Origin of the sequence: Afipia sp. GAS231, from assembly GCF_900103365.1 — a bacterium.
Taxonomy (GTDB): Bacteria; Pseudomonadota; Alphaproteobacteria; order Rhizobiales; family Xanthobacteraceae; genus Bradyrhizobium.
Map to the genome: position 1 here is coordinate 1,015,017 of NZ_LT629703.1, position 24,168 is coordinate 1,039,184.

Genomic DNA, 24,168 nt, shown 5'->3' on the forward strand with positions numbered 1-24,168 from the left:
CCTGAGGGGCGCCTGCGAGGCGCCTCCCCCAAGGGTGAGACCCAGACATCAACTCAGGGAAATCAAATATGTCAGCTAAAGAAGTCAAATTCGGCGTCGATGCCCGCGACCGCATGCTGCGCGGCGTCGACATTCTCGCCAACGCCGTCAAGGTGACGCTCGGTCCGAAGGGCCGCAACGTCGTGCTCGACAAGTCGTTCGGCGCTCCCCGCATCACCAAGGACGGCGTCACCGTCGCCAAGGAGATCGAGCTCGAGGACAAGTTCGAGAACATGGGCGCACAGATGGTGCGCGAAGTCGCTTCCAAGTCGGCCGATGCGGCCGGCGATGGCACCACCACCGCGACCGTGCTCGCGGCTGCGATCGTCCGTGAAGGCGCCAAGTCGGTTGCCGCCGGCATGAACCCGATGGATCTGAAGCGCGGCATCGACCTGGCTGTGGAAGCCGTGGTCGCCGACCTCGTCAAGAACTCCAAGAAGGTCACCTCGAACGAGGAAATCGCCCAGGTCGGCACCATCTCCGCCAACGGCGACGCCGAGATCGGCAAGTTCCTCGCCGACGCCATGAAGAAGGTCGGCAACGAGGGCGTCATCACGGTTGAAGAAGCCAAGTCGCTCGAGACCGAACTCGATGTCGTCGAGGGCATGCAGTTCGACCGCGGTTACATCTCGCCCTACTTCGTCACCAACGCCGACAAGATGCGCGTTGAAATGGACGACGCCTACATCCTGATCAACGAGAAGAAGCTCTCCTCGCTGAACGAACTGCTGCCGCTGCTTGAAGCCGTGGTGCAGACCGGCAAGCCGCTGGTCATCGTCGCCGAAGACGTCGAAGGCGAGGCTTTGGCCACGCTTGTCGTCAACCGTCTGCGCGGTGGTCTGAAGGTCGCTGCCGTCAAGGCTCCGGGCTTCGGCGATCGCCGCAAGGCCATGCTGCAGGACATCGCCGTTCTGACCGGTGGTCAGGCGATCTCGGAAGATCTCGGCATCAAGCTCGAGAACGTCACGCTCGCCATGCTCGGTCGCGCCAAGAAGGTGATGATCGACAAGGAAAACACCACCATCGTCAACGGCGCCGGCAAGAAGGCCGACATCGAAGCGCGCGTTCAGCAGATCAAGGCGCAGATCGAGGAAACCACCTCGGACTACGACCGTGAGAAGCTGCAGGAGCGTCTGGCCAAGCTCGCTGGCGGCGTCGCGGTGATCCGCGTCGGCGGCGCGACCGAAGTCGAAGTCAAGGAGCGCAAGGACCGCGTTGATGACGCGATGCATGCGACCCGTGCGGCGGTTGAAGAAGGCATCGTGCCGGGCGGCGGCGTCGCCCTGCTGCGCGCCTCCGAGCAGCTCAAGCGCATCAAGACCGCGAACGACGACCAGAAGACCGGCGTCGAGATCGTGCGCAAGGCGCTGTCCGCGCCGGCCCGCCAGATCGCGATCAACGCAGGCGAAGACGGCTCCGTCATCGTCGGCAAGATCCTCGAGAAGGAGCAGTATGCTTACGGCTTCGACTCGCAGACCGGCGAATACGGCAACCTGGTCACCAAGGGCATCATCGACCCGACCAAGGTGGTTCGTGCGGCGATCCAGAACGCGGCTTCCGTCGCGGCTCTCCTGATCACCACCGAAGCCATGATCGCCGAACTGCCCAAGAAGGGCGGCGCAGGCGGCGGCGGCATGCCCCCCGGCGGCGGCATGGGCGGCATGGACTTCTAAGTCCAGCCACTCAGGCGATACCGAAAATGCGAAAACCCCGGCAGCGATGCCGGGGTTTTTGTTTGGGGAAGACGACGACGGGGAATGGCCGCCATAACGCAGTGAACGCCGAAGTTTCATTTGCAACGCTACGCTGACGAAGAAGCTTGGTGCTCCTCGGGATATTCACTGTTATGCACAGGATCACCCCGTAAACATACGCAGGTTTGTATTGACAATCTCAAAAAAGATTGACGCGAGAGTCGCAAACCGAACCGACAGTCCCGTTTCCCTCGGCGCAAACTAGCGTCGGGGCTGATCAAAGCTCATCCAAAGCCGATCGAACACGGAGCGTGAGCTCTCGTGACGCCAGCGAGCGTTGCGGGGAATGCTTTCGCTTGAGAAAGGTAATGCGCCTGTGAGTGAAAACGAAATGAAAGTCACGCCAAGCGGAACGAATGTTTTCGGGATGCCGCTGTTGGACCTCTCGAAGCTCGCCTCGTCCCTCGCCTTGACCCGGGTGATCGGCGAGCTCGCCGAGCAGGGCCACGCCCGCGCGCGGGAAGGCTGCGAGAAGATCAAGGCCGGGTCGCAGGAGATGGCGGAAGCGCTGCGCGAGACCTATTCGAGCAATGCCAGAAGCGCGACCGACTACGGGCTCAAGATGTTCGAAATCTCAAACGCCAATGCCGTATCCGCGCTCGATTTCTGGGTCCACCTTTTCGGCAGCAAGTCAGCTACCGACGCCCTTGCCTTGTCGGCGGCGCAAGCGCGCAAGGCGTTCGAAACCGCATCCAGCCAGAACAAGGAATTGTGGGCGCTTGCCCAGACGCTTGCGACGGAAACGGGTGAGCCGATCAGGAAGCATCTTACGAAGGTTCTCCACCAGGCCGGCTAAAAGCGTGCTGTATTCATGTCCAGGACTGGTTTGAGGAGGGACCCGGCCGGTTGGAACAAGCCCAGGCGAGCATGCAGCCGCTACCGGCCAATGCTCGATCAAACAAGGTGCGCGATGCCCCCCAAGTGACCGCACCGACAAGAGGCGCACTCCAACCGGCCGGTGCTTTTCTGCGAGAGATACCAAACGCAATGGAGGGCGAAATGGGTATGGTCATGGTCAAGTGTCCGCAAACCGGACACGCGATTCCCACCGGAATCAAGACTGATCGCGAGAGCTTTGGGCGCCGCGCGGTGTTTTTCTCGCGCACCCATTGCCCGATCTGTCGCACCGATCACGCGTGGTTTGCGCGGGAAGCCTGGGTCGACGAGCCGAGCATGCGGGTGCGGCGCCGCAGCGCGGGCTCCCCGGCGTAATCGTCGACACAGATCAAGTGATCATCGCGATGGAGGGACACCATGACGCGCATGCAAATCTCAGATGAAACGTCCACTTGGCTGCTGCAGGCCAAGGAATTTCTGGACGAAGCACGGCGGCTGAAGCCGGGCCCTGAGCGCAACGAGCTGCGCCAGACGGCGAAGGTGCTGCGCGAGATTGCCAAACACGAGGGGGCATCCAGGCCAGCACTCGAACGTGATTGGCGGCAGAGAGCCCGATCGAGCGGCGGACCCGCTCTTTGATGGGCTTTCCCGGAACGCCGCAGCGGCAAGTCGCGACGTGGGAGCTTGAGACGTGGAAGGTCAAGCGGTCGCGCGGAAACGCGCTCACATTGCATCGCCCGGTTCAACTTCAGGGATGCGCCCGTCTTCGCGCAGAACCGCCGCGCGAGATTGCACCGAAGTCGTCGAGAAAATCTCCTCGACTTCGAGACGCATGACGCTGTGGCATTCGCACGCTGCCGCCGCGAGCCGCGCTCGGTCGATCTCGATCAGGCCTCGTCGATCGGACCTGATCGCTCCGCGCGCGCGCAGATTGCGCATCAGGAGCGTTACCGTCGTGCGTCGCACACCGAGTATTTGCGACAGCGCCTGCTGGGTGAGCGGGAGCACATCATGGTCGACGCGGTCGCTAAGCTGGAGCAGCCAGCGAGCCATGCGAGCTTCGACCGGGTGCAGCGCATTACAGGCCGAACCGAGTTGGAACTGTATCAACATCGCCCTGATGTGGGTTTGGACCGCACTCCGGATCGCGGGACTGCGGCTGAAGGCGGCGTGAAATCGCGATGCAGGAATCCGGACAGCTGTGCCCGCCGCACGAACGACCGCGGTAATGGCCGAAGGTGACGACCCGAGCACCGAAAGCGTGCCAACTGCCCCCTCACGTCCAATTACGGCGGTGGCGACCGTGCGTCCGTCCGCCATGTCGATCATCAGCGAGATGGCGCCGCTGTGAGGGAAGAAGACGTACTCGATATCGTCACCCGCCCGCGAAAGGACCGCATCCTGATCGAGCGCGATCACCTCAAGCTCGGATCCCAGCAGATCGAGGTCCGATGCCGGCAATGCTGCAAGAAGGCGATTACCCGTTCCGCCGCGAGGTGTCACTGCGGAGAACCCGCGGTGACGCGTCCACAGCGTTCTCCATTTGGAGTGTCGCGGAACAACCGCATTAACATAAATTTCAATCTACTTTCTCTACGCGCACTCACACAAATACGCTCTCGCTCTATCAACAAACAACAAACTCCCGGCAGCGAGGTAGATTCTCTGCTCGCACTCTCTGCCCGCAGAGTCATGAGAAATTAGATGCAAATGGGCCGCCAGACGCAACCGTAAAATACGCATGGGTAACACCGTAAGACTGCGGAAGATGCGGTTCCAATTCCGGCGCACGGCAAAGCTGCACTCGGCGTGCAGGCGCCGGCGGCATGCCCCCCGGCGGCGGCATGGACTTCTAAGTCCAGCCACCCAGGCGATTGCAAGAATGCGAAACCCCGGCGGCGATGCCGGGGTTTTTGTTTGGGAGAAGAACTACGCCACCAGTGCGCGCCCGCCCTGCTGATACCGCTCCTTCGTGATCTCGAAAATGAAATACGGCCGCTCGCCCGACAACTCACGTGTGAACAGGCCGTCGCGCTTGATGCCGCCGATCTTGGTCATCGCGCCCTGCGAGCGCCAGTTTTGGTCGCCGACCCAGAACACGACGGTGTCGACGAACGTAAAGGCGTGGTCGAGCATCAGGCGTTTGACTTCGCGGTTGGCGCGGCCGCCCCAGTGGCTGCGGGCGAGAAAAGTCCAGCCGATCTCGATCTCACCCAACTCCGGCTCATAACCATAGTAGCGGCTCGAGCCGATCAGGCTGTCAGTCGCGCGGTCGACGAACACGAAACCCATTTTTGAGGTGACCGCGCCGTCGAAGAATTTTCGGAACCCCGCCTCGGTATGGCGATCGGGCACCGGATGCACTTTCCAGATTTCCGGATCGGAGCCGGCTGCGAACAACTCGCTCCAGTCGTCCGCTCTGACGGGTCTGATGGTAATGGTGGGGCCGACCAGGGTCGGCTGAAAATCGGGCTGGGTCATGCACGAAACCTAGCGCGCGGGCTCGTCGCCGCCTAGTCTCGCGGCGTCTCCGGAAGCCAGGTGATTGCGCGGGACGGTGAACGATGCAGGCTTCGGGTGAGCCGGGTCGACCTTGCCCGCTCACTCCACCTTCGCCAGCACCGCGAGGCGCTTGATGCCCTGCTCGCGATAGGCGCGCAGGAAGGCGTAGTAATCCTTGAACGATACGCAGCCGTTGGAGTCGCCGTTCGGACCCAGCATGTAGGTGTGCGCCAGCAATCCGGAGCGACCGAAGATCTTGTCTTCGCCGCCGATCGGGTTGAGCCGCAGCGCCGGTACGCCGTGGAACAGCGCCTCGCGCGGCGTCAGTTCGTAGATGTGCGGCGGCGTCACGCCCTGCATGCGGACGTTCGAATACCTGACATCGTCGAGCTTGGAGCCAAGGCCGGAATGCGCTTCCAGCCTGGTGCCGTCGGGCAGATAGACCATGCGCGCCGAGATGTCGTAGACCGCCGTCTGCTTGTCATAGGGCGGCGATCCGCCGAGCATCGGGTTTTGCGCCCTGGTATCCGGCAGGCTGCCGGTGACGCTGGCGTCGGCGGACGCGTAGGACAATAGCGACCCGTGCGAAGGCTGCTTGCCCCACAGCTTTTCGACCATGGTCGGCTTGTCGTTGGAAGCAATCGACATCACCGCGGCCTTGGCGCGTTGCGCCATGTCGCGCACCGACGCTCCGGCCGATTTCGCGGCGGGTTTGGCTTCCGCCTCCTTCGCCGGAACGTTGAGCGCGACCTGGGCGGAGGCTGCTTCCTTCGACTTCGGCGCTTCCGCGAGTTTCGGCGCTTCGATTTTCTTCGGCGCCTCGGCGAGCTTCGGTGCTTCGACCGGCTTCGCAACCGGCACCGCCGTCGCGTTCGGCGGCGTTGCTTCGGCAATCTTCACCGTTTCGACCGGCGCCGGTGCGACGCCCTGCGCCTCTGCGGCTGCAAACCTTTCGTTAAACATAATCGAAGGTGCCATCGTCTCGGCGCGCGAACTTTGCGCCGCCGGATCGGATAGGGCAGCGATTGCACTATTGGCGGGAGATCGTGCGGGTCGCGCGGACGCTGCGACCGATCGCTTGATCACATGCGCATCGACCGCCGCCGTGTTCATGGACGGGTAGATGCCGCCGCTCAGGACGTTGCTGTAAATTGTCCACGCGCAGCCCAGCACGAGGCCTGCGACCGCGACGCTGCCGAGAAGATGCTGAGGAATAACTTTACGGGAGGATTTCCTGCGGCTGGGAGCCGCACGGCGATACGCACCGGTACTCATACTCATTTACACGCCGCCCAGAACAATTCCACCAAGCCCCTCTTTGATGTTGCGCCCGGAAATCCCGGGCAGCGTTTCGCAGAGGTGCGGAGCGTCATTAAGGCGAGTTTTAGTTAAATGCGGATTAAACGCGGGCGGTTCCATGGCAAGGTTAACTGCATGGAACTGTTGCGGAAATTACCCGTATCAATGCGGGACAGATCACGATGTGGCCACATTCGACAACCGCGCCGCAGGCCGTCGCAAATGTCGCACGGCTTCGTCGCGCCCAGCCCCGCCCCTACTTCAATTCCGGCGGCGGCGAGCGATCGAACACCTCATCCGTCGGCCGCTCCATTACATCGAGTGCGTAGGTCTCGATCAGCAGCGGGCCACGTTTGCGCTGGACGTCCGCTACTTTATCAACGCGGGCGAAAGCCTCTTTCAACGAGGCCTGATCGATATCGCGCACATAGAGCAGTTTGCCGGCGAGCTGCGCCGCCGAAGGCTCGGGCATGTTGACCCAGCGGATGCGCTGGTTCTGCTGCGCCACGCAGGTGCCCTTCGGCAGATAGAAGGCGAGCCAGCCGGTGGTGCCGTAATCCGGCGCCAGAACGCAAGTCGCGCCAACGCGCGCCCGCACCGCCTCGATCTCGGCGGCGGTTTCGCGCCAGCCGACACCGACGCTGCGCACGGTGGCATCGCGGCGATAACCCGACAGCACGCCGGTATTGGCCTGCAGCACCAGCAGCGCGAACATCACGATACCGCCTGGCGCGGCCCAGCGCCGGCAGAAGTCGGCCACGCGCTGTTCGCGCGGCGCCCACTCGACGAGATGGGCGGCGACCGCAGCTGCGATCGCAAACGCCGGATAGACCGGCGCAAACCAGTTGGCCTCGACGCGGGCATGCAGCGAATGCCAGACGAAATAGGCCACGATGGTCCAGAACATGGTGTTGACGAGCACGCGCACCGCCAGCGCGCCGGCGCGGCGTTGATACAGCGCATAGAGTCCCATCGTGCCGAGCAGCCACACCGCAGGGGTCGCGAACACGACCTGCGTCGGGATCAGCTCGGCGATGAAGGCGGGGCGAAAATCCTCGATTCTCGCGCGGCCGATCTGCTTGATGAAGGAAACCCAGTGATGATCGGCATTCCACAGAATGACCGGCGCAAACATCAGCACCGCCACGAGGCCGCCGAGATAGAGCCATGGCGAGATCAGCCAGTGCCGCAGCTTCGGCACGACGATGAGCCAGATCAGGATCGCCGGCCCGAAGAACAGCGCGGTATATTTCGAGAGCAGCGCGCAGCCCGCGGCGACGCCGACCGCCAGCCACCAGGCGCCGCGCCCGGTCTGCAGCACCTTGGCGAGCGTCAGCAGCACGAAACTCGACGCCACCAACAGCGGCGCGTCCGGCGTGACGATCATGGTGCCGACCGCCGCCATCAGCGTAACGTTGAGAAGGATCGCCGCGGTCGCGGCCACCCGCCTGCCGCCGAACAGGACCCACGTCGTCTCGTAGATCGCCCAGCTCATCGGCAGCGCCAGCAGGATCGAGACCAGCCGCACGCCGAGTTCGGTATCGCCCGCGATCAGCGTGCCGAGCCGGATCACCAGGGCGACCATCGGCGGATGATCGTAATAGCCGCCGGCGAGAGCCTTCGACCACATCCAGTAATAGGCTTCGTCGAATGTGATCGGCGTGAACGCTGCGGCGACCACGCGCAGCGCCACCAGCGCCAGAACAATCAGAACCGTGTTGAGGACGAGCCGCGCCTCGTTCGGATTCATAGTTGGATTATCTCTTGTTTAAATTATCTCTTGCGCCAGACGAACAGTCCCGACATGGCATAATTCCAGACCACGCCCATCAGCGCGCCGGCCGCACCGGCAAGCCACCAGATCGGCTCCTGGTCGTAGACCGAGAACGCGACGCCGACATTGGCGAACAGCCCGACGCTGCAGACCAGATAGAACAGCAACAGGCCGCGCAGGATGGCAAAACCCTTCAAGCGCTGGTCGCGATAGGTGAGGAAATTGTTGAGGATGAAATTGCTGGTCATGGCGACCAGCGCGCCGGCGGCCTGCGCCTCCGGAAACGGCACGTTGAAAATCTCGAGCGCGATGAACAGCGTGGTCAGGTGCACGACAAGGCCGATCGAGCCGACCATCGCGAACAACAGGAACCGCAGCGACACCACGTCGTGGGTCAGCTTCGCCAGCACCAGGCCGAGGAAATCCAGCGCCACCATGGAATCGAGCTTGCTCTCGCCATGCTGGCGCGAGCCGAACGTAAAGGGTACCTCGACGGTGCGCAGCTTGCCTTCCGCGGTCGCCACGATGTCGAGCAGGATTTTGAAGCCTTGCGTCGAAAGCTGCGGGGCCAGTTGCTCGAACTTGTCGCGGCGGATCATGAAGAAGCCGCTCATGGGATCGGCGATCTCGACCTTCAGCACGCGCTTGGCGACTTCGGTCGCCAGTTGGCTGGCGCCGGCCCGGCTCTTGTTGAAACTGTCGGCGCTGCCGCCCTCGATATAACGGCTGCCGACCACGAGCTCAGCCTCGCCGCTCTGCAGCAGCCCCACCATCTTCGGCAGTCGGGTTTCGTCGTGCTGCAGATCGGCGTCGATCACGGCCGCATAGGGCGCGCTCGATGCCAGAATGCCTTCGATGCAGGCGCCGGACAGCCCGCGGCGCCCGACCCGGCGGATGCAGCGAACGCGGGGATCCTGCCGCGCCAGCGCGCGGACCACTTCCCAGGTGCCGTCGGGCGAATTGTCGTCGACGAACACGACTTCCCAGGGGATGCCGGCCAGCGTGGCTTCCAGCCGCCGGTACAGCACCGTGACGTTGTCGCGCTCGTTGAAGGTGGGGACGACGACCGAAAGCTGCGGCAAACCGGTGGCCTGCGACGGGGTTTCGGGGCCCGGTTTGATGGCGTCATTCATGGGGCCAGCGTATATCCGCAGCCGTCATTGATGCCAAGCGGAGGCTATGCGACCAGCATTTATCGGGGGAAAACGGACTAAAACAGGCCGGTCTTTTTGGTTTGACGCGTTTTCTTGACGCGAACCGGCCGCCACTTCGCTTGAAAACGCTCTGAAAATGCCAACGACCACGAACAGAGGGCGCGCGTACATCCGGCGCTGCCAGCCTATTCATGGTCGTCCCAGCGCCGGAGCTATGAAGCGTCAACGTCGCCGTTAGAAACTAGATAGGGACGCCTGGGGCGTTCCGCAAGGGGTCTGCAAAGGGTCAGACGGTATCTATTGATTGGGCACTTCCCGGATCACCGGCCCGCGGGGAACTGGCGCTGCGGGGACCGCCGGTGCGGCCGCCTGCCCCGGCTGAACGGCAGCCGGTTTGGCGGGCTTGCCGAACTGCCCGATCGGCCCATACGCGATTGCGACCACCAGCACGATCGACGCGATGATGGCGCCCAGAATACCCGCTACCGACTGAGAGTTCATACCCGACAATCCTCAACGCTCTACCCAGGGATTGATATCACGGAAAACCGGCGCGGAGGAATAGGCCCCGCCTTGCGATGGTTATTTCGCCGCGGCCCTGCGCCGCGCAAACGCCGTCACGATGTCCTTTTGCGCCAGCGCAATGGCATTGTTGGCGGTGGTCATGTTGGCGCCCGCCTCATTGTTCGGGAACTGCAGCCCGAGAAAATCCACCAGCGCGACCCGGAAATTCTGCCGCTCGGACGGACAGGCACCGGCGATCAGCGCGCCAAAATCCCGCTCCGACAGGCCCTTGTTGCTCTCGCGCGGGAATTCCCGGGCGAGGCAGTTCCAGTAATCGTCACGCCCCGACACCGCCAGGCGATGCGAGTCATCGGTCTCATCGGCCATCGCTGACGATGTCGTCATCGCCATCGTCAGGGCCAGAATGATCGCACGCATAGCGGACTCCCTTCGCAACAATCTTATGACTGCCAAAATCTTATGACTGCCAAAATCTTATAACTGCAAAGCCCCTTCTGAACGTTTCCGGTGCAATCTACCAATATTTTTGTGCAATCCTGTCCGGCGGATGCCGCTCTCCCAAATGTCATCACGCGAGTGCCCTGCAAGTGACAAGCAAGAACCGCGATTCCAGCGCAAACGTGGCGGAGCTTCAACCTTTGGTTTGACATTGAATAGGGGAACAAAATGTCGAGTACAGACGAGAACAAGCCGGCGACAAAGTCCGGACGACGCAATCGCAAGGGGGAGGCGCGGCGTCAGAAATCGAATTCAACCGAGAGCCCGGCACCGGTTCAAGCGCAAACCCCGGAACAAGAGCAGGTTCCTCAAGCGGATCCGGAGCCGGTCGTCAGCGAACCGCTTGAGGCCGTCGTTGCTGAAGCCATGGTCGCCGAGGAAACGGTCGCTGAGGCTGACGCCGTTCCGGCCGACGCCCCTTTGCCGGCCGACGCCCCCTTGCCGGCCGATGCCCCCTTGCCGGCCGATGCCCCCTTGCAGGCCGATGCACCCCTGCAGGCCGATGCCCCCTCACCGGCCGAAGCTGCCGCGGCCGAATCCTCGCCTGTCAGCCTGCAGACGATCGCGAATGCCTATCGCGACTACACGCGGAAGTCGTTCGAGGAGTTCGGGTCGTTTTTCGAGCAACTCAGCGGCGTGCGCTCGCTCGACAAGGCGATGGAAGTGCAAACCGAATTCGTGAAGCGGGCCTACGAGAATTCGGTGGCCGAGTCGCAGAAAATCCGCGAACTTCACCGCAAGCTTGCCAGGCAAACCCTCGAACCGTTCGGGGGCTTCGTCGGCAAGCCGCCGGAGACGCACGGCAAATCCTGAACACCCGAGGCGGAATGGCCTGCGACGGCTCGAAGCAACAGGCTCCGGTTTTCCGGAGCCTTTTTTATGGCGTCAACCGGCGCTCTGGCCCTGGCTTCGTTTGGTCGCCGGCCCCGCCCCGCGCATATAGTGCCGCTCCGGCCGATAGCGGCCGGCGAAGCGTCGCATGATCCCTTGGGTCATGGTCGATATCCAATGCAGAATGGCCATCGAACGGTCCTTTCGTCCTGCGGTTCGTCAGGCGCCGAGCTGACCCGTCAGCCGCTCGTGGAACGAGGAGCTGCGCGGGTCGAGTCCGGTGAAGGTGACGGTGGCGCCGTGTTCGCGGTATTTGGTCTCGATGGCATCGAGTGCTGCGACGCTCGAAGCGTCCCAGATCTGCGAATGGGTGAGATCGATCGCGATGCGCTTGGGATCCTCGCCATAGGAAAAGCGCTCGACCAGATCGTTGCTGCTGCCGAAGAACAGCGGTCCGTGAACGCTATAGCGAACCGACAGGCCGTCCGGGCTCGGCGTGCGCTCGGCACGAATGACATGTGCGACCCGGCGCGCGAACAGCACCATCGCCAGCAACACGCCGACGGCAATGCCGAAGGCGAGATTGCTGGTGGCAACCGTGACCACGACCGTCAAGGCCATGACCAGCGTTTCCGGGATCGGCATTCGCTTCAGCGTCGCCGGCTGCACGCTGTGCCAGTTGATGGTCTTGAGCGCCGCGATCATCATCACGGCGGCCAGCGCCACCATCGGGATCTGCGCCATCAGGTCGCTCAGCCCTGTCACCAGCACCAGCAGCACGATCGCCGCGACCGCCGTCGAGATGCGGGTGCGGCCGTTGCCGATTTTGACGTTGACCACGGTCTGGGCAATCATCGCGCAGCCGCCGATGCCGCCGTAGAAGCCGGCGGCGATGTTGGCGATGCCGAGCGCCCAGGACTCCCTGCCCTTGTGCGAGCGCGTATCGGTGAGGTCGTCGACCAGCTTGGCCGTCAGCAGCGTCTCGAGCAGGCCGACAAAGGCGACACTGAGCGCGGTCGGCCAGATGATGCGAAACGTATCGAGGTCAAGGGCAACGGTGAACGCGGTGATGCCAGGCAATCCCGGCGCCATCGCGCCCTTGCCGCCGACATTGGGAACAGTGAGATGCCAGAGAATCACGATCGCAGTCACCACGATGATGGCGATCAACGGCGCCGGCACGGCGTTGGTCAAGCGCGGCATCACCAGGACGATGGCGATCGTCAATGCAAACAGGGGATAAACGATCCAGGCAACGTTGAGGATATGGGGAACCTGGGCCGCAAAAATAAGAATCCCGAGCGCATTGACGAATCCGATCATCACCGACCGCGGCACGAAGCGCATCAGCCGCGCCAGGCCGGCCAGACCGAAGACGATCTGGATGATACCGGCGAGAATGATGGTCGGCAGGATGTAGCCTGTGCCATGCAGCTTCACCATCGGCCCGATCACCAGCGCGATCGAGCCTGCAGCCGCGGTGACCATCGCCGGCCGTCCGCCGAGCACCGACATCACGAGACACAACACGATGGAGGCGACCAGTGCCACCTTGGGATCGACACCCGACACGAATGAAAACGAGATCACCTCCGGAATCAGCGCCAGCGCGGTTACCATTCCGGCCAGCGACTCCCGCACGAACAGGTGAGGTGCCCGAAGCACTTCCGATATCGACGGCTGGTCCTCGAACTGATTTTGAGTGGTGGCGGGGTTGGCGACGTGCATGAGATGGTTCCGAAAAATCGTTGCCGGCTGCTGTGATCACGCGCCCGGCGGTTGGCGCACGACGCAGCGGAAGCCGATGTGGCAGGCGGAGGAGTCGACGGTTTCGCCCTGACGGGCCGAGGGCCGGTAACGCAGGCAGTAGTTCGGAGCGCAGAGATGCGAGCCGCCCTTCACCACGCGACGCGTGGAACGGTCGCCGCCGGAATCCGGATGACAGCAGGATTGCTGCGGTTGATCCGGCGCCGCGTCATAGAGGCTCGCGGTCCACTCCCAGACATTGCCGACCATGTCGAACAGGCCGTAACCATTGGGAGGAAACGCGTCGACCGGCGAGGTGCCGTCGTAGCCGTCTTCGGCGAGATTTTCGTAGGGAAAGCGGCCCTGCCAGGTGTTGGCGAGAAACCGGCCTTCGGGATTGGCGGCATCGCCCCAGGGATAGGCCTTGCCTTCCAGCCCGCCGCGGGCGGCGAATTCCCATTCGGCCTCGGACGGCAATTCCTTGCCGCACCATGCCGCATAGGCCAACGCATCCTCATAGGCGATGTGCACGACGGGATGATCGTCGCGGCCGGCGAGCGAACTCTGCGGCCCCTGGGGATGTCGCCAGTCGGCGCCTACCCTGTATTCCCACCAGGCGAGGTTATCGCGGAGGCTGACGGGGCGATCGGGCTTTTTGAACACCAACGAGCCCGGCACCAGCAGCGCCGGGTCGGCGTCGGGATACATCGCCGGATTCGGCGGGCGTTCGGAGTAAGTGACGTAACCGGTCGCGTCGACGAATTTGCGGAACTCGGCGTTGGTAACGGGATAGATGTCGATCCAGAAGCTGTCGACGTGGGCCGGTCTAACCGGGCGTTCTTCCCGATAGAAACTGTTGGAGCCCATCAGGAAATTGCCGCCCGCGAGGAACACCATGTCCTCGCGGTCGGCCGGGGCGAGCTTGGCGCCCGCGTTTGACTGACCGGAGAGCGAGCAGCAGCCCGCTCCCCGGCGAAAGCCGGCTGCACCCTTCGCGATCGTTTCCGCTCTCGTCGGTGCAGTCATGGTCATCACGCCTTGGCGTATTGCTTGGGCACGAAATCGAGCGCGGCGCCGGGCGGAATCAACTCCTCCTTCTTCGCACTGTCCTCGAACTCCCTGATGATGCGCTGGGCATGCTGCATCACCCACCAGCGCACGTAGCGCTGGTTGACGGCCTCACGCTCCTTCGGGTCTTCCTGCAGATGGGTGATGCGGGCAAAGCCGAGCGGCAGTTCCGGGTCGTGGAAATGCTGCTGCCGCTTGAAGTTGATCTTGAAGTCCTTCCACTTCACCGCGTGCAGTTCGTCCTTCAGCCAGACGATGCACGACTCCCGGTTCGAGGTCGGCTGCTTGCCGAGGAAGAACGGGCTCTGGTCGACGCCGTCGATCAGGCGGTCGGCCGGCGCCTTGCAGCCGGTCATCGACAGCAGCGTCGTGAACATGTCGGTGACATGAACCATTTCGTTGCTTTCGATGCCTGCCGGAATGTGCTCCGGCCAGCGGATCAGCAACGGCGTGCGGATGCCGCCTTCCGCCGACGAGAAGTAGGAGCCGTCGAAGAAGCCGCCGGTGCCGCGGCCGGCGAGATGGTCCTCGGCGCCATTGTCGCCGCACATCACGACGATGGTGTTGTCGGCGACGCCGAGCTCATCGAGTTTGTCGAGCAGCACGCCGAAATCGTGATCCAGCATCAACAGGCAGTCGCCCCACTCGCCATTGGTGCTCTTGCCGACGAATTCGTCGCGCGGCGACATCGGGAAGTGCATCAGCGAGTGGTTGAAGTAGCAGTAGAACGGCTTGTCGTCCTTGGCCGACTTTTCCATGAACTTGAGCGCGCGCTTCTGGTACTCCAGATCGCAGGTCTTCTTGGTCTCCATGGTGAGCTGTTCTTCCATGATCGGCCAGGCACCCTTGCCCTTGACGCCTTCATGCATGTGCGAGAAGCCGTCACGCTCCGGCACGTAATGCGGATCGGTCAGCCACATGCACTCGTCATAGGTACGCAGCGGTCCGTACCATTCGTCGAAACCGTGATCGGTCGGGAAGCGGCCGTCCTCGGCGCCGATGTGCCATTTGCCGTAGATCGAGGTGGCGTAGCCGGCTTCCGACAGGATCGCGCCGATGGTGCGCTCCCAGGTGACGAGGCCGCCGCCATTGCCGCCGAGCGCGATGGTGTGGTTGCCCGAGCGGATCGGAAAACGTCCGGTCATCAGCGCCGAGCGGGTCGGCGTGCACTGCGGCTCGACGACATAATGCGTCAGCTTGACGCCCTGCTTGGCAAAGGTATCCATGCGCTTGGTGTCGGCACCGCGCAGGATGCCGCCGCCGTAGCAGCCGAGTTCGCCCATGCCGAGATTGTCGACGTGGAAAAATAGAATATTGGGTTTCTTAGCCATTGAATTCTCCGATCTATGGCGCGGGCGCGCGGCATCGTTGGCGCGCTTGCCCTTTTGCGCCTTCCTTTGGTTGCAGTCGTTGATTGCTGGTTCGCGCCTGTCAGGCCGCGACGTCTAGAATTGTGTCAGAAGATTTCGCCCACTCCTTTCGGTCCCACTTTCATTCCAAAGCCTGAAAGGCCTCGATCCTTGATCTCTGGTCCCATCGCAGCGAGTGACTCCTCGCGGATCAGCCCCTTGAGTTCTTGCACCAGGCTCATGAATTCAGGTGTGTCAGTCATCTCCGCCCGCCGCGGACGCGGCAGCGGCACCTTGATTTCCGCCTTGATGCGGCCAGGCCGCGCGGTCATGACGTAAATGCGGTCGGAGAGGAAAATCGATTCCTCGATGTCATGCGTAATGAACAGCACCGAAATCTTGAACTGCTGCCAGATGTTGGTCAGGATTTCCTGCATCACGACCCGCGTCTGCGTGTCGAGCGCGCCGAACGGCTCATCCATCAGGAGCACCTGCGGACTGGTCGCCAGCGCACGGACGATGCCGATGCGCTGCTTCATGCCGCCGGAGAGCTGGTCCGGATAGTGATTTTCGAATGAGAGCAGGCCTGCGAGATCGAGCAATGACCGCGCCGTAACGTTTCGCTTACTCTGCTCGACGCCGGCCATCTTCAGGCCGAACTCGACGTTCTTGCGAACCGACAGCCACGGGAACAGTGAATACTGCTGGAACACGACGCCGCGATCCGAGCCCGGCTTGGTGATCGCCTTGCCGTCGAGTGTCGCTTCGCCGCGCGTCGGCTTGACGAAGCCGGCGACGATCGAGAGCAGGGTCGACTTGCCGCAGCCGGAGGGCCCGATCAGCGACACGAACTCGCCGGGCTGGACGTTGAGCGAGACGTTGTCGACGGCAACCACCTTGTTGTCGTTGGCGCCGAACGTCACGCCCATGTCGCGAACGTCGATGAAGCCTTTTTGAACTTCGGTATTGGACATTGCCATTGTCATTGCTTGCTCCCAGGCGCAAATGCCAACCAGGGCATCATGAGAACGCCGACCAGGCGGATGATGCCGCTGCAGGCCAATCCAAGGACGCCGATCGTGATCATGCCGAGCACGATCGCCGGATAGTTCACCAGCGAATAGGCTTCCCAGGTGAAGTAGCCGACACCGAACTGACCCGAGATCATCTCGGCTGCGATCAGCGACACCCAGGCCACGCCCATGCCGACCGCAAGACCGGTGAAGATATGCGGCAACGAGCCCGGCAAAATCACGTTCAGGAGCAGACGGCCTTCGCTGGCGCCGAGGCAACGCCCTGCCCGGATCAACACGCCATCCAGCGAATGAACGCCATGGATGGTGTTGAGCAGGATCGGGAAGAAGGCGCCGATGAAGGTGATGAAGACGATCGCGGCCTCGTTGTTCGGCCACAGCATGATCGACATCGGAACCCAGGCGATCGCCGGGATCGGCCGCAGGATTTCAATCACCGGCATGAACAGGTCGCGCACGCGCTCGTATTTTCCGATCGCCAGTCCCAGCGGAACACCGATCACGATCGCGATCACGAAGCCGAGCAGAATGCGCCGCAGGCTGATGGCAATATTGAACAGGTACTTGTTCGACAGCCCGACCTGCGTCAGTTGCTGATACACTTCGTAAGGCGTCGGAACGTTCTTGAAGCGGATGTAGAATTCGAGCCGGTATTTGGTTCCGAAATACCAGAACAGGAACAGCGCCGCGATCGAGATACCGCCGAGTAGCGCGGTGATGAAGCGCTCGCGGGTGAATTTCGCCGACAGGCTTTTAAGGACCTTGCGCAGCGACACCGTCGGGATCGGCTCCGGGGCCGGTACCGGCAAATCCGGGGTGGCCGGCGAAGCATTTGCGGTTACTTTTGCCGTTGCTTCCGCGGCGACCGGGGTCGGCGGCTCGGGGGGCTTTTCCATGATCGGGATCGCTATGATTTTGGCGCTTGCTGTGGTGCCCACGGTCCGCCCCTATTGTCCGACATTGATCGCGCTGAGCACTTCGGCATAGGTCGCAAGCTTGCCGCCGTTCTTGGCTGCAAAGGCTTCCGCATCCTTCTTGAGCAGGAACGGCACGACATCCGGCTTCTTCGGATCCTGTCCGCCGATCGAATAGAAGGCGGCGTCGGCAAACACCTTGATGCCGAGCTCGTGGTCGACCAGATAGACCGCGTTGAATTTCTTGCCGTCGGAGGTGTACTTCTTGACGCCCAGCAGCGTGCAGACCGGGGAGCTGAACGGCACGATGTCGCCGCCCTGGATCCAGATCTCACCGGTTTGCGCGGGATTGTCGATCGGCGCATTGCAGACCGGATCGGTGCCCGTCACATTGTAGGTATCGAACGAGGCGAGCTGCTTGTCGTAGTCGAGCCCGAGCTCCTTGTAGGCCTGCCGGACATAGCTGTCATTGACCCAGGCGCCGATGTTGAGTTCCTTGATCATGTTCAGCTTCTGCAGGATCGCGTAGTTCGCGCCGACAGCCTCAACCCACTTTGGTTTGATGGTCGCATCGAGCGTGTGCACGCCGCCGGGGCCCAAGAAGATGTAGACCACTTCCTTGTTGATCTTGGTCCACTCCTCGATCTTCTCGGCCGCGAGCTTTGGATTCTTGCGCATCCAGTCGTTGGCCTCCATCAGAGCTTCGATGTAGGCGACCACGATCTCCGGATACTTTTCGCCAAAGTCCTTGCGCACGACCACGCCGTGGAAGGTCGGCGTCTTGGTCTCGGCGCCGTCATAGATCTTGCGGGCGAAACCGCGGAACGGCAGCAGTTCGGCGAACGGCACGAAGTCGCCATGAGCGTCGATGCGCTTTTCCTGCAGATTGGTGCTGCCGACTTCCGGCGATTGCGACACCAGGTTCCAGTAATCCGGCGGCAGTCCGCGCTTCTCCAGCGCCCGAACCATCATGCCATGCGCAGCCGAGCCGAATGGTACCGAGACGTTCTTGCCCTTGAGATCGCCGAGCTCGTAGTAAGGCGAATCCTTGTGAACGACGATGCCATTGCCACCGCCGACGGCGTTGTAGGCGATGATCGCGACCAGCTGGGTTTCGTTCTTGGTGGCCTGCCCGGTGGCGCCATTCACCATCAGCGGATAGTCGCCCATCATGCCGATCTGGATATTGTTGGCCATCATGCCGTTGGTGATCGGCGGGCCGGACGTGGCGTTCTGCCAGCTCAGTCTGTATTCGAAGTCCTTGTACTTGCCGGTCTTCGGCAAATGCTTCTCCAGCAAGCCAAGCTCCTTGAGAACGACGCCCCCGGTGACGGTGTTGGTCGTCGTATTCTGCGTGCCGATGCCGATTTCGAGCGTCTCCGCGCTTACCTGTCCGGGTACGAAGGCGATCGCCGTTGCGACCAGCAAGGGAAACAAGCCGGAGAGTTTGGACGCTGGACCGACGCTCATGAGACAAATCCTTTCGAACCGAACTCTGCTGTGTGCCGTACGATGCGCATGCCAAGGCCCCCGGCCACGGTGAACGGCGGCGGTGTTACTCGGCGATGAGCGGACTGACTGTGATGTTCCTGATGTTGCAAGCGACATGCCACCGGGGCCTTGACGGCATGCCCATGACCCGGCTCGTGGTGGCCCGGCTTGCTGAGGGCTGAATCAATGAAAGGAGTAGACGTCATTGCCGTGAACTCGCTTGCTTCCAACCCGGACGATGACGTCCGTTAAGCAAACTCTGAACGGCCCACCTTGAATCCGAAACGACGAACGCTTCGAACCGGCAACGCATTGCGAAGAAAGATCGGGATGCTCAATTAATGGACAATAAAATCGCCGATCCTGATCGACAGATGGGCGGCGTGGCTAGAAATTAGCCAACTCAACCATACGCGGCGCGGGAATCACTATCAGCGGCGGTGGTACCGGCAATTGGGCTGACATCGTGACGTCGATCGAGGCGATGCACCCACCGGTGTTAGTGCTCTTCCGATGCCGCAACCTTGGCGAGCTTGCCGTCGCGAATCCCGCTCAGCAGGTCCGCGTTCTGAATAACGAGATTGGCGCCGTGCGCGCGCAGGATTCCGAGTTCGGTAAATCGTTTCAGGCTGACGGTGACGGATTGCCGGGTCACGCCCGTCATATGCGCCAGATCGGCATGCGTGAACGAGGCGGCGATCAAGCTGCCATCTTTTTCCTCGACCCCGTACAGGTTCATCAGGTGCAGCAGCAGCTGCGCCAGCCGTTCGGTCGGCGACCGGGTGCCGAGCATTTGCGCGAGCGCTGAATAGCACTGCCCCTTGAAACTCAGGCCCTCGATGATGCCGATCGCCAGCGCAGGAATCGTCATCACCATCCGGCGCAGAATGTCACCCGGCAAATGCAGCACCGAGCTGTTGACGGCGGCCTCCCCCGACCAGACGTGCAGTCCCTGCTTGAACACTTCGGGACCGCCGACGAAATTGCCGGAGTGCCAATACGCGAGCGTGATCTCGCGGCCCGACGGCGCCGTGTAGAAGACTTTTATCCGCCCGGTCTCGATCAGATAGATGCCGTCCTGTGGACTGCCCTGGCTGAACAGCCGGGCACCGCGATACAGCACCTTGCGCTTCCCCGAACCCACCACCTGCGCGATTTCGGCCTCGGTCAATCCCTGGAACAGATAAGGCGGCCCGCTCCGCTGCGTCCCGCCCTCGGCCATCAGCAGCGCGCCGAACTGGATCGGTGCCTCGCTTTTGTCGCTCGGACTTGCTTGAGATGAGTGATGTTTACCGATCATAGAACCGCTCTAAGCCAATTCCAGCCCTGTTCTTGATCCGCTTTGCAATCCGCGCGCCAAGTAACGGTTTCATTGTCGGCTGAAGCGGCGTCAGTGTCCACATATCGCACGGAGATCACACGGCATTTCCATCGGTTTCGCTGCCTGCGGCAAACTGGCCAATCACGGCCGATGTGGTTAAGATCGTCCGCTGTTCCCCTCTCGATCGCAATGAGCCCCTCCGTGAGCAAGCCCCCGAAATCAAGCAGCGGCAACATCTATATCGGCATCGGCGGCTGGACTTTCGAGCCGTGGCGCGGAGTGTTTTATCCGGAGAAGCTGACGCAGGCGAAGGAATTGTCCTACGCCGCGTCGAAGCTGACCTCGATCGAGATCAACGGCACCTACTACGGGTCGCAGAAGCCGGAGAGCTTTCGCAAATGGGCGCGCGAAGTGCCCGACGGTTTCGTGTTTTCGTTAAAGGGGCCGCGCTTCGCCACCAATCGTCGCGTGCTGGCGGAGGCCGGTGATTCCGTGAAGCGCTTTTATGATTCCGGCGTGCTCGAACTCGGCGACCGGCTCGGTCCGGTGCTGTGGCAATTCGCGCCGACCAAGAAATTCGACGGGGCCGATTTCGGCAAGTTTCTCGAACTGCTGCCGCGCAAACTCGACGGCCGCGCGCTGCGTCATGTGGTGGAAGTCCGGCACGACAGTTTTTGCGTACCTGAATTCATCGCGCTGATCCGGCAATTCGAGACGCCGGTGGTGTTCGCCGAACACGGCAAGTATCCGGCCATCGCCGACGTCGCCAGCGATTTCGTCTATGCGCGGCTGCAGAAGGGCAATGACGAACTCAAGACCTGCTATCCGCCGAAGCAACTCGACGCCTGGGCCAAGCGGTTTCAGGCCTGGGCCTCAGGCAGCGAGCCCGACGATCTGCCGCGGGTCGACGCCACCAAGCCGAAGAAGGCGCCGCGCGACGTGTTCGCCTACGTCATCCACGAAGGCAAGATCCGCGCGCCGGCGGGCGCGATGGAATTGATCGAGCGGGTGAAATGAACGGAGCGCCGCATGGCTAGAGCGAAGAAGCTTTTCACCATCGGCTATGAGCAGACGCCGGCAAAGGCCGTGCTCGACGAACTCGAAGGCGCCGGCGTGAAACTGCTGGTCGACGTGCGCGCGGTGGCGTCGTCGCGCCGGCCGGGCTTTTCCAAGACTCAACTCGCGGCCGGTCTCGACGAGCGCGGCATATCGTATCTGCATCTGCGCGGGCTCGGCACTCCCAAGGACGGCCGCATCGCCGCCCGCGGTGGCCAGTTCGATGTCTTGCACAAGATCTACGCCAAGCATCTAAAGACGCCGCAAGCGCGAGAAGAACTCGACGAACTCTCCGCGCTGGTGAAGCGGTCAGGTCCGGTCTGCATTCTCTGCTACGAGCGCGATCACGCACATTGTCACCGGCGATGGATCGCCGAGATCATGGAGGATCGCGACGGCGTGAAGATCGAGAATCTGGTGGCGCCGCAGGTGTAACCGTCATTGCGAGGAGCGGAGCGACGAAGCAATCCATTCTTCCTTTACGGCCAGATGGATTGCTTCGCTTCGCTCGCAATGACGGCGGGAACATCACCCGTCGCCGTGCAACCGGAACGTCCCCTCCATCATCTGCACACAGGCGCCGCCGACATGGATCGAGGCGACCGCACCGTTCTGCTTACGAACGCGCGTCTTCAGCAGGCTTGGCCGGCCCATGTCGACGCCCTGCCCGATCGTCAGTTTCAGCTCGCCATCCCGCATGGAATCGAGATCGGCGAGCAGCGCCGCGGCGGCCGCCGTCGCGCTTCCGGTGGCGGGGTCTTCCGACAATCCGCTGGCGCCGGGATGAAACATCCGTGCTTGCAGATCGCAGGACTTTTCGCTGGCCGGCACATCGCGCGTATAGAGATAGATCGCGTCGCTGCCGTCGCACGGAAAGGTCTTTGCGAACGCCGCGGCATCGGGCTTCGACCGCCGCAGCGCCTCGCGCGAGGCGAGTTCGACCGCCAGGAACGACAGCCCGACCGAGATGATCTGCGGCACATGCCGGTCCGTCTTCACATCGCCTGCCGACAGCGATAGACAGCTGGCCGCCTGCTCGGCGCTGAGCTGCGACAGCCGTTTCAGCGGCTGCGGCGCGGTCAGCTCGGTGCTCACAACCCTGCCCTGCTCGGTCAATATCTCGACCGGCACCAGGCCGGCCTTTTCCTCGAACAGCAGCCGCGCCGGCGGCTTTTCGGCCAAGGTCGCCAGCACGAAGGCGGTGCCGACATTGGGATGGCCGGCGAACGGAATTTCCGAACGCACCGTGAAGATGCGCACCTGCGCGTCATGCGCGGGATCGGCCGGCGGCAGCACGAAGGTCGTCTCCGAATAGTTGAACTCGCGCGCAATCGCCTGCATCTGCGCGGTCGACAGCCCGCCGGCGTCGAGCACTACCGCGAGCGGATTGCCGCCAAAGGCGCTGATGGTGAAGACGTCGCAGGTGATATAGCGGCGCTGCATGTCGAAGCTCCAGTTCGGCACCGAAGAGACATGCCTCGCGCCGCTCCGTCAACGAAAGTATTGCGCCGATTGCTCTGAGCGAACCGGCATCGCACGGCGAGGATATTTTCGTTGCCGCGAACAGGACGCGCTACCCCAATCGCCACACCGTCATCGGCTTGTCATAGCCTCGCACCGGAACGTCGCCGAGCGAAACCGCATCGCGGCATTCCTCTCCGAGCGCGTCATGAACCGCTTGCGAGATCAGGAACTGCGAATTGAAATCCTTGTTGAGCGCTTCGAGCCGCGCGGCGAAGTTCACGGTGTCGCCGATCACGGTGTATTCCTTGCGCCGCGGCGAGCCGATATTGCCGGCGACCACTTCGCCAAAATGAACGCCGATGCCGATCCGCAGTGGCCAACTGGTCGCCTTGTTGACGCGGTCGTTGGCCTCGAGCATCTCGCGCGCCGCGGCAACCGCCTGATGCGCGGCGTCGTGCGCCTCCAACGGCGCGCCGAACAGCGCCAGGAATCCGTCGCCGAGAAACTTGTTCACGATGCCGCCGTGGCGATCGAGAATATCGACCAGCACCGCGAATGCGCCATCGAGCCGGTCCACCACCTCCTGCGGCGAACGTGAGCTCGCCCCGGCGGTAAAGCTGCGGAAATCGACGAACATGACAGCGACGCGGCGGATGTCGCTGCCGGTGCCGGCACCTTCCGCCATCAACCGCGCGACCACCTGCGGCGAGACGTGCTGGCCGAACAGGTTGGTGACACGGTCGCGCGCGGTCGAGGCCATGATGCTGGCGGCGAATTGCCGGCGCAACTGCACCGCCACGGCGCCAGCCAGCATGCCGCAGATCAACACCATCACGCTGCGCACGGAGTGATAGTAGAGATCGGGCGCGGGATCGGCGCTGCCGGCACGATGATAGAACATCGCCATGTAGAACAGCTCGGCGGCCGCGACGAAGCCGGTAAAGGTCGAGAGCCAGAAATCCAGCCGCAACGTCGAGAGAATGATGAAGATGAAATAGGTCAGCGGCGCCACGAAGCCGAGCGCCTCGACCGGTCCCATGCTGTCGATGTGCATCGCCAGCGCCAGTGTCGGCATCGAGGTTTCGATCAGTACGCCGAGATAGCGTCGATAGACCGGCAAATCGCGGTCCAGCCTCAGATACCGGCTGATGCTAGTGTGGACCCAGAGCTCGAACAGGATGAACGGGATCAGGATGCTGTAAAGGTCAGACGGCTTGAGCCGGCCATGCCAGAGATGTTCGACCGCATAGGGGTCGATGGTATGAAGGATCAGAATCGAGGCCACCAGAATCGCAGTCGTTCCGATCAGGGCCTTGACCCGGATCAGCTCGGTGCGCATCACCTGCTGCATCAAGGCATGCTGAAACTCGGCGGATACCGCCGAGTCCTGCGCCTTATTTCCCAACAACCCCAGCATTTTCATTCCCTGGTCATTCCGGGGCGGCTCGAAGAGCCGAACCCGAAATCTCGAACTTCCGGGTTCGATGCTTTGCATCGCCCCGGAATGACTGA

At 62.4% G+C, this 24,168-nt stretch carries 23 protein-coding genes; 7 read left to right on the forward strand and 16 right to left on the reverse strand.

Translation table 11 applies throughout. The annotated features are described in order from the left end of the window. Nucleotides 1–68 precede the first annotated feature (68 nt). The 4 genes from groL to BLS26_RS04835 all read left to right on the forward strand — a co-directional run bounded on the left by groL (nucleotide 69) and on the right by BLS26_RS04835 (nucleotide 3,269). A complete protein-coding gene (gene groL / locus BLS26_RS04820) occupies nucleotides 69–1,712 on the forward strand; it encodes a chaperonin GroEL (RefSeq protein ID WP_092508906.1) in 1,644 nt (547 codons plus the stop codon). Between the two features lie 412 nt (nucleotides 1,713–2,124). Continuing rightward, nucleotides 2,125–2,589, forward strand: a complete 465-nt coding sequence (locus BLS26_RS04825; protein WP_244541843.1) for a phasin family protein — start codon at nucleotides 2,125–2,127, stop codon at nucleotides 2,587–2,589. Nucleotides 2,590–2,792: 203 nt separating this feature from the next. Beyond that, nucleotides 2,793–3,005, forward strand: coding sequence for a hypothetical protein (locus tag BLS26_RS04830; protein WP_092517634.1), 213 nt, complete (start codon nucleotides 2,793–2,795; stop codon nucleotides 3,003–3,005). Nucleotides 3,006–3,047: 42 nt separating this feature from the next. Further along, on the forward strand, nucleotides 3,048–3,269 hold the full coding sequence (locus BLS26_RS04835) for a hypothetical protein (RefSeq protein WP_092508908.1): 222 nt from the start codon (nucleotides 3,048–3,050) through the stop codon (nucleotides 3,267–3,269). A gap of 84 nt (nucleotides 3,270–3,353) precedes the next feature. On the opposite strand, the gene BLS26_RS04840 is transcribed toward BLS26_RS04835, so the two are convergent. From BLS26_RS04840 to BLS26_RS04870, 7 genes are all read right to left on the reverse strand, one after another. Beyond that, complete coding sequence (locus BLS26_RS04840) at nucleotides 3,354–4,133, reverse strand: Crp/Fnr family transcriptional regulator (protein WP_092508910.1); 780 nt, start codon at nucleotides 4,131–4,133, stop codon at nucleotides 3,354–3,356. A 426-nt stretch (nucleotides 4,134–4,559) separates the two neighbouring features. Next, a complete protein-coding gene (locus BLS26_RS04845) occupies nucleotides 4,560–5,111 on the reverse strand; it encodes a GNAT family N-acetyltransferase (protein WP_092508912.1) in 552 nt (183 codons plus the stop codon). Nucleotides 5,112–5,231: 120 nt separating this feature from the next. Further along, nucleotides 5,232–6,095, reverse strand: a complete 864-nt coding sequence (locus BLS26_RS04850) for a tlde1 domain-containing protein (RefSeq protein ID WP_371360779.1) — start codon at nucleotides 6,093–6,095, stop codon at nucleotides 5,232–5,234. 592 nt (nucleotides 6,096–6,687) lie between these two features. Then, the gene (locus BLS26_RS04855) at nucleotides 6,688–8,181 is read right to left on the reverse strand and encodes a glycosyltransferase family 39 protein (protein WP_092508916.1); all 1,494 of its coding nucleotides are present in this window, start codon (nucleotides 8,179–8,181) and stop codon (nucleotides 6,688–6,690) included. A gap of 23 nt (nucleotides 8,182–8,204) precedes the next feature. Next, on the reverse strand, nucleotides 8,205–9,338 hold the full coding sequence (locus BLS26_RS04860) for a glycosyltransferase family 2 protein (protein WP_092508918.1): 1,134 nt from the start codon (nucleotides 9,336–9,338) through the stop codon (nucleotides 8,205–8,207). Nucleotides 9,339–9,656: 318 nt separating this feature from the next. Then, entirely contained in the window at nucleotides 9,657–9,860 is a 204-nt protein-coding gene (locus tag BLS26_RS04865) for a hypothetical protein (protein ID WP_092508920.1), read from the reverse strand. Between the two features lie 81 nt (nucleotides 9,861–9,941). Continuing rightward, nucleotides 9,942–10,301, reverse strand: a complete 360-nt coding sequence (locus BLS26_RS04870) for a hypothetical protein (protein ID WP_092508922.1) — start codon at nucleotides 10,299–10,301, stop codon at nucleotides 9,942–9,944. 249 nt (nucleotides 10,302–10,550) lie between these two features. Here BLS26_RS04870 and BLS26_RS04875 point away from each other — a divergent pair, with 249 nt between their 5' ends. Next, nucleotides 10,551–11,195: a phasin family protein gene (locus tag BLS26_RS04875; protein WP_244541844.1), complete on the forward strand. Its 645-nt coding sequence runs from the start codon at nucleotides 10,551–10,553 to the stop codon at nucleotides 11,193–11,195. A 237-nt stretch (nucleotides 11,196–11,432) separates the two neighbouring features. Here the strand turns inward: BLS26_RS04875 and BLS26_RS04880 are convergent, their stop codons facing one another. The 7 genes from BLS26_RS04880 to BLS26_RS04910 form a co-directional block, all read right to left on the reverse strand. Continuing rightward, nucleotides 11,433–12,941 (reverse strand): SulP family inorganic anion transporter, encoded by a 1,509-nt coding sequence (locus tag BLS26_RS04880; protein WP_092508924.1) that lies wholly within the window; start codon nucleotides 12,939–12,941, stop codon nucleotides 11,433–11,435. 36 nt (nucleotides 12,942–12,977) lie between these two features. Further along, nucleotides 12,978–13,856: a formylglycine-generating enzyme family protein gene (locus BLS26_RS04885; protein ID WP_092517638.1), complete on the reverse strand. Its 879-nt coding sequence runs from the start codon at nucleotides 13,854–13,856 to the stop codon at nucleotides 12,978–12,980. A 134-nt stretch (nucleotides 13,857–13,990) separates the two neighbouring features. Continuing rightward, a complete protein-coding gene (locus BLS26_RS04890; RefSeq protein WP_092508926.1) occupies nucleotides 13,991–15,358 on the reverse strand; it encodes an arylsulfatase in 1,368 nt (455 codons plus the stop codon). A gap of 125 nt (nucleotides 15,359–15,483) precedes the next feature. Then, nucleotides 15,484–16,356 (reverse strand): ABC transporter ATP-binding protein, encoded by an 873-nt coding sequence (locus BLS26_RS04895; RefSeq protein ID WP_197681346.1) that lies wholly within the window; start codon nucleotides 16,354–16,356, stop codon nucleotides 15,484–15,486. A 2-nt stretch (nucleotides 16,357–16,358) separates the two neighbouring features. Further along, nucleotides 16,359–17,348 (reverse strand): ABC transporter permease, encoded by a 990-nt coding sequence (locus BLS26_RS04900; protein WP_244541845.1) that lies wholly within the window; start codon nucleotides 17,346–17,348, stop codon nucleotides 16,359–16,361. A gap of 9 nt (nucleotides 17,349–17,357) precedes the next feature. Then, nucleotides 17,358–18,794 (reverse strand): ABC transporter substrate-binding protein, encoded by a 1,437-nt coding sequence (locus BLS26_RS04905; protein ID WP_092508932.1) that lies wholly within the window; start codon nucleotides 18,792–18,794, stop codon nucleotides 17,358–17,360. Between the two features lie 520 nt (nucleotides 18,795–19,314). Continuing rightward, on the reverse strand, nucleotides 19,315–20,115 hold the full coding sequence (locus tag BLS26_RS04910) for a Crp/Fnr family transcriptional regulator (protein WP_092508934.1): 801 nt from the start codon (nucleotides 20,113–20,115) through the stop codon (nucleotides 19,315–19,317). Nucleotides 20,116–20,325: 210 nt separating this feature from the next. Here BLS26_RS04910 and BLS26_RS04915 point away from each other — a divergent pair, with 210 nt between their 5' ends. Together BLS26_RS04915 and BLS26_RS04920 are read left to right on the forward strand one after the other, a co-directional pair. Then, nucleotides 20,326–21,153, forward strand: coding sequence for a DUF72 domain-containing protein (locus BLS26_RS04915; RefSeq protein ID WP_092508936.1), 828 nt, complete (start codon nucleotides 20,326–20,328; stop codon nucleotides 21,151–21,153). A 12-nt stretch (nucleotides 21,154–21,165) separates the two neighbouring features. Further along, nucleotides 21,166–21,627 carry a DUF488 family protein gene (locus BLS26_RS04920; RefSeq protein ID WP_092508938.1) on the forward strand — a complete coding sequence of 154 codons (462 nt, stop codon included), beginning with the start codon at nucleotides 21,166–21,168 and terminating at the stop codon, nucleotides 21,625–21,627. Between the two features lie 93 nt (nucleotides 21,628–21,720). On the opposite strand, the gene BLS26_RS04925 is transcribed toward BLS26_RS04920, so the two are convergent. Next, a complete protein-coding gene (locus BLS26_RS04925; protein WP_092508940.1) occupies nucleotides 21,721–22,635 on the reverse strand; it encodes a PhzF family phenazine biosynthesis protein in 915 nt (304 codons plus the stop codon). A 130-nt stretch (nucleotides 22,636–22,765) separates the two neighbouring features. Further along, nucleotides 22,766–24,073: an adenylate/guanylate cyclase domain-containing protein gene (locus BLS26_RS04930; RefSeq protein WP_092517640.1), complete on the reverse strand. Its 1,308-nt coding sequence runs from the start codon at nucleotides 24,071–24,073 to the stop codon at nucleotides 22,766–22,768. Nucleotides 24,074–24,168: the final 95 nt, after the last annotated feature.